Here is a 16,965-nt window from a genome sequence, read left to right as displayed (position 1 = left end):
CCCCAATAGGAGCGTCGCAGTATGCCAGGCAGCTCCGGGACTATGTTTTGGGGCTGCTTCGCAGCCCAACGCGGGGCAAGCCCGCTCGCCACAGGTTACTGGTTGCCCGTTCCGTCTCTTAACTGACCGGCATTGGGCCAGTTGAGCCCGGTTTTTCGTGACGCGCTTATTGCGAGCTGAGCAACTGACCGATGCTTGGGTCCTTGAACAGACGAGTCAAGGCATCACTCAGGACGTCGCTGACCAGCTTGGTGTTGGTCTCCTGGTTGGGCGACATGCCAAAACGCTGGTTGAGCGAGGCCGCATAACGGCCGCTGTAGCGGCGGGTGCCGGCGTTGACGTCGGACTTGAAGGTGGCGCCGATGGAAGCCTCGGTCACATACAGGCCTTCCTTGGGCGACTGGTATTTCAACTCAGCCAGGGTAACGGTCAACTGCGGCACGCCCGGCGAGTTGGATGGGGTAAAGCCCAGCAGACGCACGGCCGCCTCGGCCTGGGCCTGCAGCTTGGGCAGCACATCCTGGGCATTGACCGAAATCAGCGCGGTCTCCGGGTACAGGCCACCACGAGAACCCAAGGTCGGCGACGGACGGCCGTCCACCACCCGCACCGACACCGGTTGGCCATGGCCCACCGGCGCCAACTGCGTGGTGAGTTTCGGTTGCGGACTGAGTTGTTGCGGGCTGTTGGCGCAGCCAACCAGGGCCAGCGTGGTCACAGTGATCAAACCGAACAACAGGCGTTGCAACATGCGCTTCTCTCCAGAAAAGTCAGGTACCGACAGGCCGCCAGTATAACGGGGGGTCATCGCAGGGAACCAGCGTCAGTTACAACCTATGACTCGCGGCATTATGCGCGGTTCGCTGTCACTCACGTGTCACAGCCGATACATCGCTCCGTCATCCCGCACCGGCATGCTTGGCCTCAATCACAGGAGGCTGATCGCCATGCAATTTCTCTGGTCGTTGTTTACCCGCAAGCCCGCGCTTCGTCAGTTTGCGCTGCTCGATCTGCAAGGTCGCTGCCAGGCGTTCAAAGAGTGCAGCCAGCCACCGGTGGGCGAAGGCTGGGTGGAAATCGAGGAAATTCGTCTGAGCTGGATGCATCGCCCCTTGCCGGCCCATGCCCGTGTCAGCCCACGCGTGGAGCGGGCGTCGCGCCGGCCGGCGTTGGCCGCCTGACCAAATGTCTAATAAAAGTCATAAAACACGCCCATTTCCCTGACGTTCTTCGCTACAATCTCCCCCCGATTATAAGGACGTCTCCTGATCGGGCCTCGCAGCACCGTTAATGCCTCGGTATTAACCCCAGCAATCGCCCACAGAGAGCCGCCCACACAGATCCTGTGAAGCTGGCGCGCTTGCTGTTTGCTCTGCAAACCACCCGTCTTTACCGAATCTGCCAGAGCTGCCATTGCGCTCGGCCACTTGAGTTGTTTGCCCGTTCTGCCGCGTGTCGACGCAGAGCTGCGGGCCAGGTGCCAGGCTGGGGCAGCCCTTTTTTGAGGTTCACGTCTTCAAAAGAGCGTGAAAAAAACGGGTTTTCACAACTTCACAAGAGTGTGGCGAGCAAATGAATAGTTTGGCGTTTGTACAAGCACCATCAGCGTCTGGAACAGCCCAACCGCACAGGACCGAGTGCTCCTCGACAACCGGAGCTTGAGCCTGTCCGCTACGGATTGATTGCACGCATCGCACGCTTTGACCATAAGTCGAATTGCCACAGCCGCCCATGAATGCGTTCATAGGCAGATCAGGCCAGGCAGCAAGCGTGTGCTGACGTTGCAAAGAATTGCGAAACGGACATGGCGATCCTGGCCATGGGTAACCTGGGGCAACACGTGAACCGCCCCGTCACTCCTGGCAGCCATGCCGTCAATTTGGTGCTGCAGATTTTGGAGACGCGTTAAATGGCGCATAACGAAGCAGTCGACGTTGTACTGGTAGGGGCCGGCATCATGAGTGCCACCCTGGCCGTACTGCTCAAGGAGCTCGACCCCGGCCTCAAGCTGGAAGTCGTTGAGCTGATGGATTCGGGTGCCGCGGAAAGTTCCAACCCGTGGAACAATGCCGGTACCGGCCACGCCGGCCTGTGTGAATTGAACTACACACCCCAGGCCGCCGATGGCTCCATCGACATCAAGAAAGCCGTGCACATCAACACCCAGTTCGAGGTGTCGAAGCAGTTCTGGGCGTACCTGACCAAAAAGGGCACCTTCGGCTCATCCAAATCCTTTATCAGCCCGGTGCCGCACCTGAGCTTCGTGCAAGGCGAGAAAGGCGTCGAGTTCCTCAAGAAACGCTTTGAGACCCTGCGCCAGCACCATGCGTTTTCGGACATGCACTACACCGAAGACCGCAGCGAGATGGCCGAGTGGATGCCGCTGATGATGCCGGGCCGCCCGCTCGACGAAAAAATCGCCGCTACCCGCGTCATGAACGGCACCGACGTCAACTTCGGCGCCCTGACCAATCAGTTGCTCAACCACCTCACCAGCTCGGCCGATGCCCAGGTCAAGTACTGCAAGCGCGTCACCGGCCTCAAGCGCAACGGTGCCGGCTGGACCGTGAGCATCAAGGACGTCAACAGCGGCAACAGTCGTGAAGTGGACGCCAAGTTCGTGTTCCTCGGCGCCGGCGGTGCGGCCCTGCCGCTGCTGCAGGCCTCGGGTATCGAAGAAAGCAAAGGTTTTGGCGGTTTCCCGGTCAGTGGCCAGTGGCTGCGTTGCGACAACCCCGAAGTGGTCAAGCATCACCAGGCCAAGGTCTACAGCCAGGCCGCCGTGGGTTCGCCGCCGATGTCGGTGCCGCACCTGGACACCCGCGTGGTGGATGGCAAGAAGTCGCTGCTGTTCGGGCCTTACGCCGGGTTTACCACCAAGTTCCTCAAGCACGGTTCATTCCTCGACCTGCCGCTGTCGGTGCGCGCGGGCAACATCGGCCCGATGCTGGCCGTAGCCCGCGACAATATGGACCTGACCAAGTACCTGGTCAGCGAAGTGATGCAGTCCATGGAGCAGCGCCTGGAATCCTTGCGCCGTTTCTACCCGGAGGCGAAAGCCGAGGACTGGCGCCTGGAAGTGGCCGGCCAGCGTGTGCAAATTATCAAGAAAGACCCGAAAAAAGGCGGCGTGCTGCAATTCGGCACCGAGCTGGTCGCAGCCAAGGACGGTACGCTGGCAGCGCTGCTGGGCGCCTCCCCAGGCGCGTCGGTGACTGTGTCGATCATGCTGGAACTGATCGAGCGCTGCTTCCCGGCCAAGGCCAGCGGCGAATGGGCGGCCAAGCTGCACGAGATCTTCCCGGCGCGCGAAAAAGTGCTGGAGACCGACGCCGAGCTGTATCGCAGGATCAACGCGCAGAACAACATCAGCCTGGAACTGGTTGAGCAGAGCAACGAGGCCGAGAGCTTCGCCTAAGGCATTGCTGCAATAAAAAACGCCCCGCTTTCACGATGAGAACGGGGCGTTTTTTTTGCGCGACGCAATCAGCCGCGGGCGTTATCGATCAATTCGATGTACTCGGCGGCATTGCGCTGGTCCTTGATCAGGTCGACGAAGGTCTGGCCGTGCTCGTCTTTGCCATCCAGATCCAGGCCGGCTTCCTTGAAGAACCCCAGGAACCGCTCGAAGTCGTCGATACGCAGGCCACGGTAAGCCTTGATCAGTTTGTGCAGGGACGGTGAAGTGGCGTCGACCGGTTCGAAGTTCAGGAACAACTTGATCTGATCGTCGCCGATCTCATCACCAATCACCTGTTTCTTATCTTTACGCATTACCGACTCCAGCCTGCAAACATTTACACGGGGTTTGAAGTCTACCTGCGCAACGCAGGCTTCGAAAGCGCTGCTGGCCCCATGTGACAGGGCGGCCCGGCACTGCCGTTCAATCGAACTGGGCAAGCATCCAGCGTTGATACTCGGCGACGCCGGCATCGCCCTCCCGGGGCGCCCAGTGCGCGAGCTCACCCTCGCCGACCGGTCGATAGGGCCCGGCCTTGCATTCGAACATCACGGTGTCGGGCTGCAGCACCACCAGACCATGGAACACCCCCGGCTGCAGATCGACGCCGGCGCATTCGCTGCCGGCCTGCATCACGCGCCTGGCGATCACTTCGCCGTTGTCGTTGAACACCAGCAGGCCCAGACGGCCCTGGAGCACAAGCAGGGTTTCCGCCTTGTCCGCGCTGAGATGGCGGTGAGGTGGCACGTAGGTGCCGGGTTGCAGGCCCACCGCCATGCGATGGCAAGGCTCATCCATGTCATGGAAGTTATGATGATGCCGCCCACGGGGGCTGGCGGCCGCTTTCTCGGCCAGTTCGGTGAACAGTGTCTGATCCAGAAAGCGGGCCATGCGTTACATCCCTTTGACGGCGTAGATACCATTGGCGTTGCGCCAGTAGCCTTTGTAATCCATACCGTAACCGAAAATATAGCGGTCGATGCACGGCAGGCCGACGAAATCGGCTTTCAACTCGGGACGGGCCTTGCGGTCGTGGTCCTTGTCGATCAGTACGGCGGTGTGCACTTTACGTGCGCCGGCGTGTTTGCAGAAGTCGATAATCGCACCCAGGGTGTGACCTTCATCGAGGATATCGTCGATGATCAGCACGTCACGATCGATGAACGAGACTTCCGGCTTGGCCTTCCAGAACAGGTCGCCGCCGCTGGTTTCATTGCGATAGCGGGTAGCGTGCAGGTAGGACGCTTCCAGTGGGAAGTGCAGATGAGTCAGCAGCTTGCCGGCGAAGATCAGGCCGCCGTTCATCACACAAAACACCACCGGGTTGGTGTCGGCCATTTCGCGAGTGATGTGTGCGCCGACCTTGGCGATCGCTTCTTCGACTTGCGCTTCGGTGTACAGGCAGTCAGCCTCGCGCATGATTTGACGGATATGCTCGAGATCAGCGGACATGGCGCTCTCCAAGGGGTGCTGTGGCAAGAAAAGCGGGCGAAGGTACGCTTCTCATGCGCTGCGAGCAAGCCTTAATGGACTAACGTACTAGATGTCTATAGGACAACACCCTCGGATAGATTAATCTAGGCCGGTTTTTTTGCCCGCCGCCGGAGCCTTTCCCATGCCCACTCGCGAGATCCGCCACCCGCTGATCCGACACAAACTCGGCCTTATGCGCCGCGCCGACATCAGCACGAAGAATTTCCGTGAGCTTGCTCAGGAAGTCGGAGCGCTGCTCACTTACGAAGCCACCAAGGATTTGCCACTGGAGAGCTACGAGATCCCAGGTTGGGCCGGTCCCGTCCAGGTCGAGAAGATCGCCGGTAAGAAAATCACCGTGGTCCCGATCCTGCGCGCCGGTATCGGCATGCTTGAAGGCGTGCTCAGCCTGATTCCGGGCGCCAAGGTCAGCGCCGTGGGCGTGGCCCGAAATGAAGAGACGCTGCAGGCTCACACCTACCTGGAAAAACTCGTTCCGGAAATCAATGAGCGCCTGGCGATGATCATCGACCCGATGCTCGCCACCGGCAGTTCCATGGTCGCCACCATCGACCTGCTGAAAAAGGCCGGTTGCAAGGACATCCGCGCCATGGTGCTGGTGGCCGCGCCCGAAGGCATCGCGGCCGTCGAGAGTGCGCACCCGGACGTGCAGATCTATACCGCCTCCATCGATGAACGCTTGAACGAACACGGCTACATCATCCCCGGCCTGGGCGATGCCGGTGACAAGATCTTCGGCACCAAGCAGAAGGACGCGTGAGCATGCAGGATGAATTCAACGACCCGCTTTGGCGCCAGATCCTGTCTGGCGCACAAATGCTCTTCGTGGCATTTGGCGCGCTGGTGTTGATGCCACTGATCACAGGTCTTGATCCAAACGTCGCGCTGTTCACCGCCGGCCTGGGCACGTTGTTGTTCCAGGTGGTGACCGGGCGACAGGTGCCAGTGTTCCTGGCATCGAGTTTTGCCTTCATCACCCCGATCATCCTCGCCAAGGGCCAGTTCGGCCTCGCGGCGACCATGGGCGGCGTGATGGCGGCCGGCTTCGTGTATACGTTCCTGGGCCTGGCGGTGAAGATCAAAGGCACCGGCTTTATCGACCGGCTGCTGCCGCCGGTGGTAATCGGGCCGGTGATCATCTCCATCGGCCTGGCCATGGCGCCGATCGCCGCAAACATGGCCATGGGCAAGTCCGGCGACGGTGCCGAGCTGATTCATTACCAGACGGCGATGATGATCTCGATGCCGGCGCTGCTGACCACGCTGATCGTGGCGGTATTCGGCAAGGGCATTTTTCGCCTGGTGCCGATTATCTCCGGCGTGCTGGTGGGGTTTGCCATGTCGTTCTACTTTGGCGTCGTCGATACCGCGAAGATCGCCGCCGCACCCTGGTTCGCTCTACCCCACTTCACCGCGCCGGAATTCAACTGGCAGGCGATCCTGTTTATCGTCCCGGTGGCCCTGGCCCCGGCGATCGAACATATCGGCGGTGTGATTGCAGTAGGCAGCGTGACCGGACGCGACTACCTGAAAAAGCCTGGCCTGCATCGCACCTTGCTGGGTGACGGCATCGCCACCACGGCCGCCGGCCTGTTTGGCGGCCCGCCGAACACCACCTACGCCGAAGTGACCGGCGCGGTGATGCTGACCAAGAACTACAACCCGAAAATCATGACCTGGGCGGCTATCTTTGCCATCAGCCTGGCATTTATCGGCAAATTCGGCGCACTGCTGCAAAGCATCCCGGTGCCGGTGATGGGCGGAATTCTGTGCCTGTTGTTCGGTTCGATTGCTGCTGTGGGGATGAACACGTTGATTCGCCACAAGATCGACCTGGGTGAGGCGCGCAATCTGGTGATTGTGTCGGTAACCCTGGTGTTCGGGATTGGCGGCGTGTTGGTCGGTACCGGCACCGGCCCGGATGACTTCGGCTTGAAGGGCATTGCCCTGTGTGCCGTGGTGGCGATTGGCTTGAACCTGTTGCTGCCGGGCAATGATGGCTGGAAGAACAAGAAACCGGATGAGCCGTTGATCTAACTGCCGACCCACCCACCAATGTGGGAGGGGCTTGCCCCCTCCCACATTTGATTTCAGTGGATGTCAGAGCTCACCCAACCCATCGATCAACGCCTGGTTCTGCTCCGGTGTACCGATGCTGATCCGCAGGAACTGGGCAATCCGCGCCTGCTTGAAGTGGCGCACGATCACCCCTTGCTCGCGCAACTTGGCTGCCAGTCCGGCTGCATCGTGGCGTGGGTGGCGGGCAAAGATGAAATTGGCCGCTGACGGCAGCACCTCAAACCCCTTAGCTTCCAGCTGCACGACCAATTGGTGGCGGCTGTCGATCACCTGCTGACAGGTTTTCTCGAAGTATTCACGATCGTCGAACGCCGCCGCCGCGCCGACAATTGCCAGACGATCCAACGGATAGGAATTGAAGCTGTTCTTGACCCGCTCCAGCGCTTCGATCAGGTCCGGGTGGCCCACCGCCAGGCCTACGCGCAAACCGGCCAGTGAGCGCGATTTGGACAGGGTCTGGGTCACCAACAGGTTCGGGTAGCGGTCCACCAGGCTGATGGCGGTTTCGCCGCCAAAGTCGATATAGGCTTCATCCACCACTACCACCGAATCCGGGCTGGCCTTGAGGATCTGCTCCACCGCGTCCAGAGCCATTACACAACCGGTTGGCGCATTCGGGTTGGGGAAGATGATCCCGCCATTGGGTCTGGCGTAGTCCGCCGCGCGGATCTGAAACTGCTCGTCCAATGGCACCGGCGCCGACTGGATGCCGTAGAGGCCGCAGTACACCGGATAAAAGCTGTAGCTGATGTCCGGGAACAGCAGCGGCAGCTCGTGCTGGAACAGGCCGTGGAAGATGTGCGCCAGCACTTCGTCGGAGCCGTTGCCGAGGAACACTTTGCCAGCATCGATCGCGTAATACCTGGCCACGGCCTGTTTGAGCAGGTCACTGTTGGGGTCCGGGTACAAACGCAGGTCATCGTTCAACTCGGCCTGCATGGCGGCCAACGCCTTGGGCGATGGGCCGTACGGGTTCTCGTTGGTGTTGAGCTTGACCAACTTGGTCAGCTTCGGTTGCTCGCCGGGTACGTAAGGCACCAGATCCTTGACGAAGGGACTCCAGAATTTGCTCATGTGTTATTTCCCCTCATCCAGGATTCGATACTCGGCGCTACGGGCGTGAGCGCTCAGGGACTCACCACGGGCCAGCACCGACGCGGTCTTGCCCAGCTCGGATGCGCCTTGTGGCGAGCAGAAGATGATTGACGAGCGCTTCTGGAAGTCATAAACCCCCAGCGGCGACGAAAATCGCGCGGTGCCGGAAGTCGGCAGCACGTGATTGGGGCCGGCACAGTAGTCACCCAAGGCTTCGCTGGTATGACGCCCCATGAAGATCGCACCGGCATGACGAATCGACGGCAGCCAGGCCTGTGGGTCGGCCACCGACAATTCCAGATGCTCCGGCGCGATGCGGTTGGCCACTTCAATGGCCTGTTCCATGTCCTGCACCAGAATCAGCGCGCCACGACCATTGATTGATTTCTCGATGATTTCGGCACGTTCCATGGTCGGCAACAACTTATCGATGCTGGCGGCGACCTTGTCGAGGAACTCGGCATCCGGGCTGACCAGGATCGCCTGGGCGTCTTCGTCATGCTCGGCCTGGGAGAACAGGTCCATGGCGATCCAATCCGGGTCGGTCTGGCCATCGCACACCACCAGGATCTCCGAAGGACCGGCAATCATATCGATACCGACCTGGCCAAATACATGGCGCTTGGCAGTGGCGACGTAGATGTTGCCGGGACCAACGACCTTGTCGACCTTCGGCACACTTTCGGTGCCATAAGCCAGCGCCGCAACCGCTTGGGCACCGCCGATGGTGAATACACGGTCGACACCGGCAATACAGGCAGCGGCCAGCACCAGCTCGTTGATTTCACCGCGCGGAGTGGGCACCACCATGACGACTTCAGTCACGCCCGCCACCTTGGCAGGAATCGCATTCATCAAAACGGACGACGGGTACGACGCCTTGCCACCCGGCACGTACAGGCCGGCACGATCCAGTGGCGTGACCTTCTGGCCCAGCACCGTGCCGTCGGCTTCGGTGTAGCTCCAGGAGTCCTGTTTTTGTTGCTCGTGGTAGCTGCGCACTCGCGCCGCCGCCACTTCGAGGGCTTCGCGCTGCGGCACGGTAATGCGGGTCAGCGCCAGCTCCAGGCGTTCACGCGGCAGGATCAGGTCGGCCATGGACTGCACGTCGAGACCGTCGAACTGACGGGTGAAATCCACCAGCGCCGCGTCACCGCGCGCGCGCACCGCCTTGATGATGTCGAGCACCCGCTGGTTGACCGAGTCGTCGGACACGCTTTCCCAGCTCAGCAAATGATCCAGATGATGGGCGAAATCCGGGTCGGCAGCGTTGAGTCGGGCAATTGCAGTGGACGTGGTCATAGCGAGGGCCTCATAGGATTGGCAAAAACTCAGGCGCCCTAAACTACCGTTCGCTCCGCTTGGGCACCTGAGAATTCTGGCTATGAGGCGGATAGACGGGCGCGGCCTATGGCCGCGCGGGTGAGTCAACCGCGGTGTCGAGACTCCACTGCCTTGCGCAGGGTGTCGATCAACGCCTGGATTCGGGCGTGCTGCATCTTCATTGATGCCTTGTTGACGATCAGGCGGGAGCTGATGTCAGCGATGAAATCCTGTGGTTCGAGACCGTTGGCACGCAGGGTGTTGCCGGTATCGACCACGTCGATGATCTTGTCGGCCAGGCCGATCAGCGGCGCCAGCTCCATGGAGCCGTAGAGCTTGATGATGTCGACCTGACGGCCTTGCTCGGCGTAGTAGCGCTTGGCGACGTTGACGAACTTGGTGGCCACACGCAGGCGGCCCTTGGGTTCAACGTCACCGACCCGGCCGGCGGTCATCAACTTGCACAGGGCAATACGCAGGTCCAGCGGTTCGTACAAGCCCTGGCCACCATACTCCATCAGCACGTCCTTGCCGGCGACGCCAAGGTCGGCCGCGCCATGTTCAACATAGGTCGGCACGTCGGTGGCCCGCACGATCAACAGACGAACGTCGTCCTGGGTGGTGGGAATGATCAGCTTGCGGCTCTTGTCCGGATTCTCGGTCGGCACGATGCCCGCTTCAGCCAGAAGCGGCAAAGTGTCGTCAAGGATGCGGCCCTTGGACAGTGCGATGGTCAACATGGGAAACGTCAATCCTTCATCAGGCTATTGCTGCCTGGTCGCAAACGGCGCCAGACACAGATCGAGGCCATGACAGCCTCGATTTGGAACACATTCAGCATACCGCGAACTGACACCGTCTGTGGTGAGCGGGCTTGCGCGGTGCGGGGTTGCGTAGCGACCCCAAAGCGGGGACTGCTGCGCAGTCCAGCGCGGGGCAAGCCCGCTCACCACAACAAGCTCGTTCACCACAGCAAGCCCGCTCACCACAGCAAGCTCGCTCACCACAGTGACGGTGTTTTCAGCTCCAGGACTAGCCCGGTACGCGGCGGATTTTCGCGCCGAGCATCTGCAGTTTTTCCTCGATGCACTCGTAACCACGGTCTATGTGGTAGATGCGATCGATCAAGGTGTCACCGTCCGCACACAACGCGGAGATCACCAGGCTGGCCGATGCGCGCAGGTCGGTGGCCATGACTGGCGCGCCCTTGAGCTTGTCGATACCGGTGACGATGGCAGTGTTACCTTCAACCTGGATCTTCGCGCCCATGCGGTGCAGCTCATAAACATGCATGAAACGGTTTTCGAAGATGGTCTCGATCACGGCACCGGTGCCTTCGGCAATCGCGTTCAAGGAAATGAACTGCGCCTGCATGTCGGTCGGGAACGCCGGGTACGGAGCGGTACGCACATTGACGGCTTTTGGCCGCTTGCCGTGCATGTCCAGCTCGATCCAGTCTTCGCCGCAGGTGATTTCGGCACCGGCTTCGCGGAGTTTTTCCAGGACCGCTTCCAGGATGGTCGGATCGGTATCCTTGACCTTGACGCGACCACCGGTGACGGCGGCGGCAACCAGGTAGGTGCCGGTCTCGATCCGGTCAGGCATGACCTTGTAGGTTGCGGTGTGCAGACGCTCTACGCCATCAATGGTGATGGTGTCGGTGCCGGCGCCGGAAACCTTCGCACCCATGGCGTTCAGGAAGTTGGCCAGGTCGACCACTTCCGGTTCGCGCGCGGCGTTTTGCAGGACGCTGCGACCGTTGGCCAGGGCAGCGGCCATCATGATGTTCTCGGTACCGGTCACGCTGACGGTATCGAAGAAGAAGCTCGCGCCACGCAGGCCGCCTTCCGGCGCCTTGGCCTTGATGTAGCCGCCTTCGACATCGATGATCGCGCCCATGGCTTCCAGGCCACGAATGTGCAGGTCTACCGGACGAGAACCGATGGCGCAACCGCCAGGCAGTGCCACTTCGGCTTCGCCGAAACGGGCAACCATCGGGCCCAGTACCAGGATCGACGCACGCATGGTTTTCACCAGCTCGTACGGTGCGATCAGGGTCTTGATGGTACGCGGGTCGATTTCGACAGCGAGTTTCTCGTCGATCACCGGCTCGATGCCCATGCGACCGAACAGCTCGATCATGGTGGTGATGTCATGCAGGTGCGGCAGGTTGGCCACGGTGACCGGGCCATCGCACAGCAGGGTCGCTGCCAGGATCGGCAAGGCGGAGTTTTTCGCACCGGAAATGCGGATCTCGCCATCAAGGCGGGCACCGCCGGTAATAATCAATTTATCCATAAGAATCTCGACGCCTTGGGGGCTCAGGTGCGCTCGGCCCAGGCCGCGCGGCTGAAAAATTTCATAGTGACCGCATGGATGCTGCCATCGGTGATCCACGGGTTCAAATGGGCATAGATCTGCTGCTGACGCTTGACCGGGCTCAATGCCGCCAGTTCATCGCTAATCACGTTCAGCTGGAAATTGCAGCCTTCGCCTTCAACTGCAACCTCAGTATTCGGCAGCTTTCCTTCAAGGAAGCTCTTAACTTCTAGGGCCTGCATGCTCAACCTCTATCGGCGCCCAGTGCGCGCGGGTCGCACATCATACAAAAAAGCCCCGCGCCTGCGAACCCCGCATAGCAGGACTCTGACGGGGGGCTTGCTTGAAGACGTGTATTAAGGATGCGCCAACAGCTCGGTCAGACCGGAAACTTCGGCAATTTCGCGCATGTCTTCAGGCAACGCACGGATGCTGACGGTTTTTTGGGCCGCCTCGGCATCGCGCATGAAGCACAGCAGCAACGACAGGCCGACACTGCTGGATTTGGTCACCGCCGAACAGTCAAGTACCAGCGCGGGCGCGGTACTGGTCTTGATCAACGCCTGCCCCTGCTTGCGCAGGTCAGGCCCGGTGCGGTAATCCAGCACGCCGCTGAGGAATAACTCACCGGCGTCGCCAAGACGCACAGCCGACTCGGTCATTGCGCAGCCTTCCCGGCTTCTTTGTCGGACGTTTCCTTGGCCTTGGCGACTTCACCGGCCCAACCATTGATGGTCTTGTCCAGGTCGTTGCCATTGCGCTGCATGGCGTCGGCGAACTGATCACGGAACAGCTTGCCGATGTTGATGCCGTTGATGATCACGTTACGCAACTTCCATTCGCCCTTGACCTTCTCCAGGGTGTACTGGACAGGGTAGACGGCACCGTTGTTGCCCTTGACGCTCATGTTCACGCTGGTGCGATCACCCGACTCATCGCCGGCGGGTGCAACGGTAATGCCCTGGTTGTTGTACTCGAGCAACGCATTGCCATAGAACTGGAACAGGCCGCGCTTGAAGTTTTCCTGGAAGCGCTGCATCTGCTCAGGGGTCGCCTTGCGCGAATACTTGACCGTCATGATGCTGCGGGAAATGCCTTCGGCATCCACCACCGGTCCGACAATGCTGTTGAGCGCATCATAGAACTTACTCGGGTCTTGCTTGTACTGTTCTTTGTTGGCGGTCAGATCAGCCAACATTTTGTTGGTCGTGTCCTGCACCAGATCGTGCGCAGAACCCGCCGCGTTGGCCATCAATGGCAGCGCTGCAAGCAGTACCAGAAGGCCACGTCGCAAGGTAGAGATCATGTACAGAGTCCTCATTTGGCGTCTTTATTGACCGTATTGAGCAAAAATTTTCCGATCAGGTCTTCAAGCACCAGCGACGACTGCGTGTCGTGGATGGTCGAACCATCCTTGAGCAGGGCTGTTTCCCCGCCCACGCTGACACCGATGTATTTCTCGCCCAGCAGACCCGCAGTGAGGATAGACGCAGTGGAGTCGATCGGCAGGTTGTCGACCTTCTTGTCCAGTTGCATCGTCACTCGACCGGTGAAACTGTCGCGATCCAGATCGATTGCCGTGACCTTGCCGATCGTCACGCCGGCCATGGTCACTTTAGCTCTGACAGTCAAACCGGCGATATTGTCGAAGTAGGCGTAAAGTTTATAAGTGTCGGCGGTGGGGCTGGCCGACAGGCCACTGACCCGCAGGGCCAGCAACAGTAAAGCCAGGATGCCAGCCAGCAAGAAAAGGCCGACACCGATTTCCACAGTGCGGTTTTGCATCAGAAATCTCCAAACATCAAGGCGGTCAAAATGAAGTCAAGGCCCAGTACCGCCAGCGAGGCGTACACAACGGTCTTGGTGGTGGCGCGACTGATCCCTTCTGAAGTGGGCTCACAGTCGTAGCCTTGGAATACGGCAATCCACGTCACGACAAAGGCAAAGACGATGCTCTTTATAATGCCGTTGAGTACATCACCGTTGAAGGTGACGCTGTTCTGCATGTTGGCCCAGTAGGAACCGTCGTAGACGCCCAGCCAGTCCACCGCCACCCAGGAACCGCCCCAGATACCGACCACGCTGAAGATCATCGCCAGCAGTGGCAGGGATATGAAGCCGGCCCACAGGCGCGGGGCAACAATGTATTTGAGCGGGTCGACGCCGATCATTTCCAGGCTGGACAACTGCTCGGTGGACTTCATATTGCCGATTTCGGCGGTCAGCGCGGAACCCGCGCGCCCGGCGAACAGCAACGCGGTGACCACCGGCCCCAGCTCGCGCAGCAGCGTCAGGGCAACCATCTGCCCCACCGCCTGCTCCGAGCCGTAGCTGGACAGGATATTGAAGCCCTGCAATGCCAGTACCATGCCGATGAACACCCCGGAGACCACAATGATCACCAGGGACATCACGCCGACGGCATGCAGTTGCTTGATCAACAAGCCAAAACCGCCGCCGTTGCCGCCGCGGCCGAGCAAGGCGTGAAACAGAAAAATCGTCGAGCGGCCCAGCACTTCGACGATGTCGATGCCCGAGCGACCGAAAAGGCGAACCTTTTCGATAAGAGATGTTTTGCGCATCAGCGCTTCCCCAGAAGATCTGCGCGGTAATCCGCTGCCGGAAAGTGAAAAGGCACCGGGCCATCCGGATCGCCGGTCATGAATTGGCGAATGCGCGGGTTGTCGGCATTCATCAGCTCTTCAGGCGTACCCTGCCCCAGTACCTGACCATCGCCCACGACGTAGAGGTAGTCGGCAATGCTCGCGGTTTCCGCCAGGTCGTGGGAGACCACGATACTGGTGATGCCCAGCGCATCATTGAGCAGCCGGATCAGGCGTACCAGCACGCCCATGGCGATAGGGTCCTGGCCGACAAAAGGCTCGTCGTACATGAGGATCTGCGGGTCGAGGGCAATAGCACGGGCCAGGGCGACACGACGCTTCATGCCCCCGGACAGCTCGTCGGGCATCAGGTCAATGGCGCCGCGAAGGCCCACGGCCTGCAGCTTGAGCAGCACAATGTCGCGAATCATTTCGTCCGAAAGCTGGGTGTGCACCCGCAGTGGAAATGCCACGTTCTCGAAAACATCAAGGTCAGTGAACAGTGCCCCACTCTGGAACAGCACGCCCATGTGCTTGCGCGCATCGAACAGATCACTGCGCGACAGGGTCGGCAGGTTCTGGCCATTGACCCACACTTCACCGGCACTGGGGCGCAATTGCATGCCCATCAAGCGCAGCAGGGTGGTCTTGCCGCAACCGGAAGGCCCCATGATGCCCGTGACCTTGCCGCGTGGAATGCGAATATCGACGTTATTGAAGATGCTGCGCGTCCCGCGCTTGAAGGTCAGTCCCTTCAGCTCGACCGCGTAGGCGTTATCGGCACTCATCTAAACTCCTTGGGATGCAGCTTCTCACTCAGACACCACCTCTGCGACAAACGTTTGCAACGGTTGCGCAATATATATAGCCACGTGGGCTGAGCGGACCGAACTGGCGGCGAACTATAGCACTGCTGGTACAACGCCCCCAAGGCCGGAACTGCGCCAGTTCAGATAAGAGACAGGGAAAAAACGTTGCCGGGCGTGAATCTCAGGCACCGGCAGAATAAAGCCTGACGAACTTGCGTGAGGGAATTGATCATTACCGCTATAATCGCCGACTTTTCGTCAGGCTATACGATTTCAGACATGAGCCAATCCAGCGACCTTATTCAATCCGCACAGCGCACTATTCGCCTCGAGCTTGAAGCCGTGGAAGGCTTGCTGGCCCATATCGACGCGGATTTCGTACGCGCCTGCGAGATGATTCTGGCCAGCAAGGGCCGCGTGGTGGTGGTTGGCATGGGCAAGTCGGGCCATGTCGGCAACAAGATTGCCGCCACCCTGGCCAGCACCGGCACCACCGCGTTTTTCGTGCACCCGGCCGAAGCCAGCCACGGCGACATGGGCATGATCACCAAGGATGACATCATCCTGGCGCTGTCCAACTCGGGGACCACCAACGAAATCGTCACCCTGTTGCCGCTGATCAAACGCCTGGGCATCCAGATGATCAGCATCACCGGCAACCCGGAGTCGACCCTGGCCAAGGCTGCCGAAGTGAACCTGAATGTGCATGTGGCCCACGAGGCCTGCCCGCTGAACCTTGCACCGACCTCCTCCACCACCGCTGCGCTGGTGATGGGGGATGCCCTGGCCGTGGCATTGCTGGAAGCCCGCGGGTTCACCGCCGAAGATTTCGCGTTTTCCCACCCGGGCGGCGCGCTCGGCCGACGCCTGTTGCTGAAGGTCGAAAACGTCATGCATTCGGGCGATGAGTTACCCCATGTACCGCGTGGCACCCTGCTCAAGGATGCGCTGATGGAAATGACCCGCAAGGGTCTGGGCATGACCGTGATCCTCGAAACCGATGGGCGCCTGGCCGGGGTATTCACGGACGGTGACCTGCGGCGCACGCTGGACCGGACCATTGATATTCATACCGCAACCATCGACGCGGTGATGACGCCCCACGGCAGGACGGCGCGTCCCGAGATGCTGGCCGCAGAAGCCTTGAAAATCATGGAAGACCACAAGATCGGCGCACTGGTGGTGGTCGATAGCGACGACCACCCGATCGGCGCCCTGAACATGCACGACTTGCTGCGTGCGGGAGTGATGTAAATGAGCAGCGACCTGTTGCAACGCGGCAAGCACATCAAGCTGGCGATTTTTGACGTCGACGGCGTACTGACCGACGGTCGCCTGTACTTTCTCGAAGACGGCAGCGAGTTCAAGACCTTCAACACCCTCGATGGCCAGGGCATCAAGATGTTGATAGCGGCAGGGGTGCAAACCGCAATTATCAGCGGTCGAAAAACCCCGGTTGTGGAACGTCGCGCACAAAACCTGGGGATTGCTCACCTGTATCAGGGCCGCGAGGATAAACTGGTGGTTCTGGACGAGCTCCTGGGCCAACTCAATCTAAGCTATGAGCAGGTCGCTTACCTCGGTGATGACCTGCCCGACCTGCCGGTCATTCGTCGGGTCGGTCTGGGCATGGCAGTGGCCAATGCCGCGACATTCGTTCGCGAACATGCCCACGGCATAACCACGGCCCGTGGCGGCGAAGGTGCCGCACGCGAGTTCTGCGAATTGATCCTGCGCGCCCAGGGCCGCCTTGAAGCGGCTCACGCCGCCTACCTATAGAGCG

Annotated in this window: 20 protein-coding genes; 6 read left to right on the top strand and 14 right to left on the bottom strand. The window is 60.2% G+C overall.

Features of this window, described 5'->3' with window-relative positions; genetic code table 11:
- Window positions 1-166 precede the first annotated feature (166 nt).
- Complete coding sequence (locus tag G7025_RS19065) at window positions 167-751, bottom strand: YajG family lipoprotein (protein WP_181080650.1); 585 nt, start codon at window positions 749-751, stop codon at window positions 167-169.
- A 196-nt stretch (window positions 752-947) separates the two neighbouring features.
- Between G7025_RS19065 and G7025_RS19060 the strand changes: the two genes are divergently transcribed.
- Window positions 948-1,181, top strand: a complete 234-nt coding sequence (locus tag G7025_RS19060) for a hypothetical protein (protein ID WP_181080649.1) — start codon at window positions 948-950, stop codon at window positions 1,179-1,181.
- A gap of 728 nt (window positions 1,182-1,909) precedes the next feature.
- Window positions 1,910-3,418 carry a malate dehydrogenase (quinone) gene (gene mqo / locus G7025_RS19055; protein ID WP_181080648.1) on the top strand — a complete coding sequence of 503 codons (1,509 nt, stop codon included), beginning with the start codon at window positions 1,910-1,912 and terminating at the stop codon, window positions 3,416-3,418.
- 68 nt (window positions 3,419-3,486) lie between these two features.
- Here mqo and G7025_RS19050 read toward each other — a convergent pair whose 3' ends face one another.
- The 3 genes from G7025_RS19050 to G7025_RS19040 form a co-directional block, all read right to left on the bottom strand.
- Entirely contained in the window at window positions 3,487-3,774 is a 288-nt protein-coding gene (locus G7025_RS19050) for a PA4642 family protein (protein ID WP_181080647.1), read from the bottom strand.
- 109 nt (window positions 3,775-3,883) lie between these two features.
- A complete protein-coding gene (locus G7025_RS19045; protein WP_181080646.1) occupies window positions 3,884-4,351 on the bottom strand; it encodes a WbuC family cupin fold metalloprotein in 468 nt (155 codons plus the stop codon).
- Window positions 4,352-4,354: 3 nt separating this feature from the next.
- On the bottom strand, window positions 4,355-4,912 hold the full coding sequence (locus G7025_RS19040; RefSeq protein ID WP_181080645.1) for a hypoxanthine-guanine phosphoribosyltransferase: 558 nt from the start codon (window positions 4,910-4,912) through the stop codon (window positions 4,355-4,357).
- Between the two features lie 163 nt (window positions 4,913-5,075).
- On the opposite strand from G7025_RS19040, the gene upp reads away from it, so the two are divergent.
- On the top strand, window positions 5,076-5,714 hold the full coding sequence (upp, locus tag G7025_RS19035; RefSeq protein ID WP_181080644.1) for a uracil phosphoribosyltransferase: 639 nt from the start codon (window positions 5,076-5,078) through the stop codon (window positions 5,712-5,714).
- A 2-nt stretch (window positions 5,715-5,716) separates the two neighbouring features.
- On the top strand, window positions 5,717-6,991 hold the full coding sequence (locus tag G7025_RS19030; RefSeq protein WP_034095928.1) for a uracil-xanthine permease family protein: 1,275 nt from the start codon (window positions 5,717-5,719) through the stop codon (window positions 6,989-6,991).
- 63 nt (window positions 6,992-7,054) lie between these two features.
- Here G7025_RS19030 and hisC read toward each other — a convergent pair whose 3' ends face one another.
- From hisC to G7025_RS18980, 10 genes are all read right to left on the bottom strand, one after another.
- Entirely contained in the window at window positions 7,055-8,107 is a 1,053-nt protein-coding gene (hisC, locus tag G7025_RS19025; protein ID WP_181080643.1) for a histidinol-phosphate transaminase, read from the bottom strand.
- 3 nt (window positions 8,108-8,110) lie between these two features.
- On the bottom strand, window positions 8,111-9,430 hold the full coding sequence (gene hisD, locus G7025_RS19020; protein ID WP_181080642.1) for a histidinol dehydrogenase: 1,320 nt from the start codon (window positions 9,428-9,430) through the stop codon (window positions 8,111-8,113).
- A 125-nt stretch (window positions 9,431-9,555) separates the two neighbouring features.
- Window positions 9,556-10,191, bottom strand: coding sequence for an ATP phosphoribosyltransferase (gene hisG / locus G7025_RS19015; protein WP_003188599.1), 636 nt, complete (start codon window positions 10,189-10,191; stop codon window positions 9,556-9,558).
- Window positions 10,192-10,483: 292 nt separating this feature from the next.
- Window positions 10,484-11,749 (bottom strand): UDP-N-acetylglucosamine 1-carboxyvinyltransferase, encoded by a 1,266-nt coding sequence (murA, locus tag G7025_RS19010; protein ID WP_181080641.1) that lies wholly within the window; start codon window positions 11,747-11,749, stop codon window positions 10,484-10,486.
- A gap of 23 nt (window positions 11,750-11,772) precedes the next feature.
- The gene (locus G7025_RS19005; RefSeq protein ID WP_010567702.1) at window positions 11,773-12,012 is read right to left on the bottom strand and encodes a BolA family protein; all 240 of its coding nucleotides are present in this window, start codon (window positions 12,010-12,012) and stop codon (window positions 11,773-11,775) included.
- Window positions 12,013-12,126: 114 nt separating this feature from the next.
- Window positions 12,127-12,432 (bottom strand): STAS domain-containing protein, encoded by a 306-nt coding sequence (locus tag G7025_RS19000; RefSeq protein ID WP_181080640.1) that lies wholly within the window; start codon window positions 12,430-12,432, stop codon window positions 12,127-12,129.
- Window positions 12,429-13,076, bottom strand: a complete 648-nt coding sequence (locus G7025_RS18995) for an MlaC/ttg2D family ABC transporter substrate-binding protein (protein WP_181080639.1) — start codon at window positions 13,074-13,076, stop codon at window positions 12,429-12,431. The genes G7025_RS19000 and G7025_RS18995 overlap by 4 nt, the downstream gene beginning before the upstream one ends.
- Before the next feature lie 11 nt (window positions 13,077-13,087).
- Window positions 13,088-13,555 (bottom strand): outer membrane lipid asymmetry maintenance protein MlaD, encoded by a 468-nt coding sequence (gene mlaD / locus G7025_RS18990; RefSeq protein WP_181080638.1) that lies wholly within the window; start codon window positions 13,553-13,555, stop codon window positions 13,088-13,090.
- Window positions 13,555-14,352, bottom strand: coding sequence for a lipid asymmetry maintenance ABC transporter permease subunit MlaE (mlaE, locus tag G7025_RS18985; protein WP_181080637.1), 798 nt, complete (start codon window positions 14,350-14,352; stop codon window positions 13,555-13,557). The genes mlaD and mlaE overlap by 1 nt, the downstream gene beginning before the upstream one ends.
- Window positions 14,352-15,161 carry an ATP-binding cassette domain-containing protein gene (locus tag G7025_RS18980; RefSeq protein ID WP_105520876.1) on the bottom strand — a complete coding sequence of 270 codons (810 nt, stop codon included), beginning with the start codon at window positions 15,159-15,161 and terminating at the stop codon, window positions 14,352-14,354. The genes mlaE and G7025_RS18980 overlap by 1 nt, the downstream gene beginning before the upstream one ends.
- A gap of 300 nt (window positions 15,162-15,461) precedes the next feature.
- Here G7025_RS18980 and G7025_RS18975 point away from each other — a divergent pair, with 300 nt between their 5' ends.
- Window positions 15,462-16,436: a KpsF/GutQ family sugar-phosphate isomerase gene (locus G7025_RS18975; protein WP_181080636.1), complete on the top strand. Its 975-nt coding sequence runs from the start codon at window positions 15,462-15,464 to the stop codon at window positions 16,434-16,436.
- Window positions 16,437-16,961, top strand: coding sequence for a KdsC family phosphatase (locus G7025_RS18970; RefSeq protein ID WP_181080635.1), 525 nt, complete (start codon window positions 16,437-16,439; stop codon window positions 16,959-16,961). It begins immediately after the preceding gene.
- Window positions 16,962-16,965 lie beyond the last annotated feature (4 nt).

The organism is Pseudomonas lurida (assembly GCF_013522705.1).
Taxonomy (GTDB): domain Bacteria; phylum Pseudomonadota; class Gammaproteobacteria; order Pseudomonadales; family Pseudomonadaceae; genus Aquipseudomonas; species Aquipseudomonas quebecensis.
The sequence above is the reverse complement of the archived record's forward strand: the minus strand, read 5'-3'. Positions and strand labels throughout refer to the sequence as shown.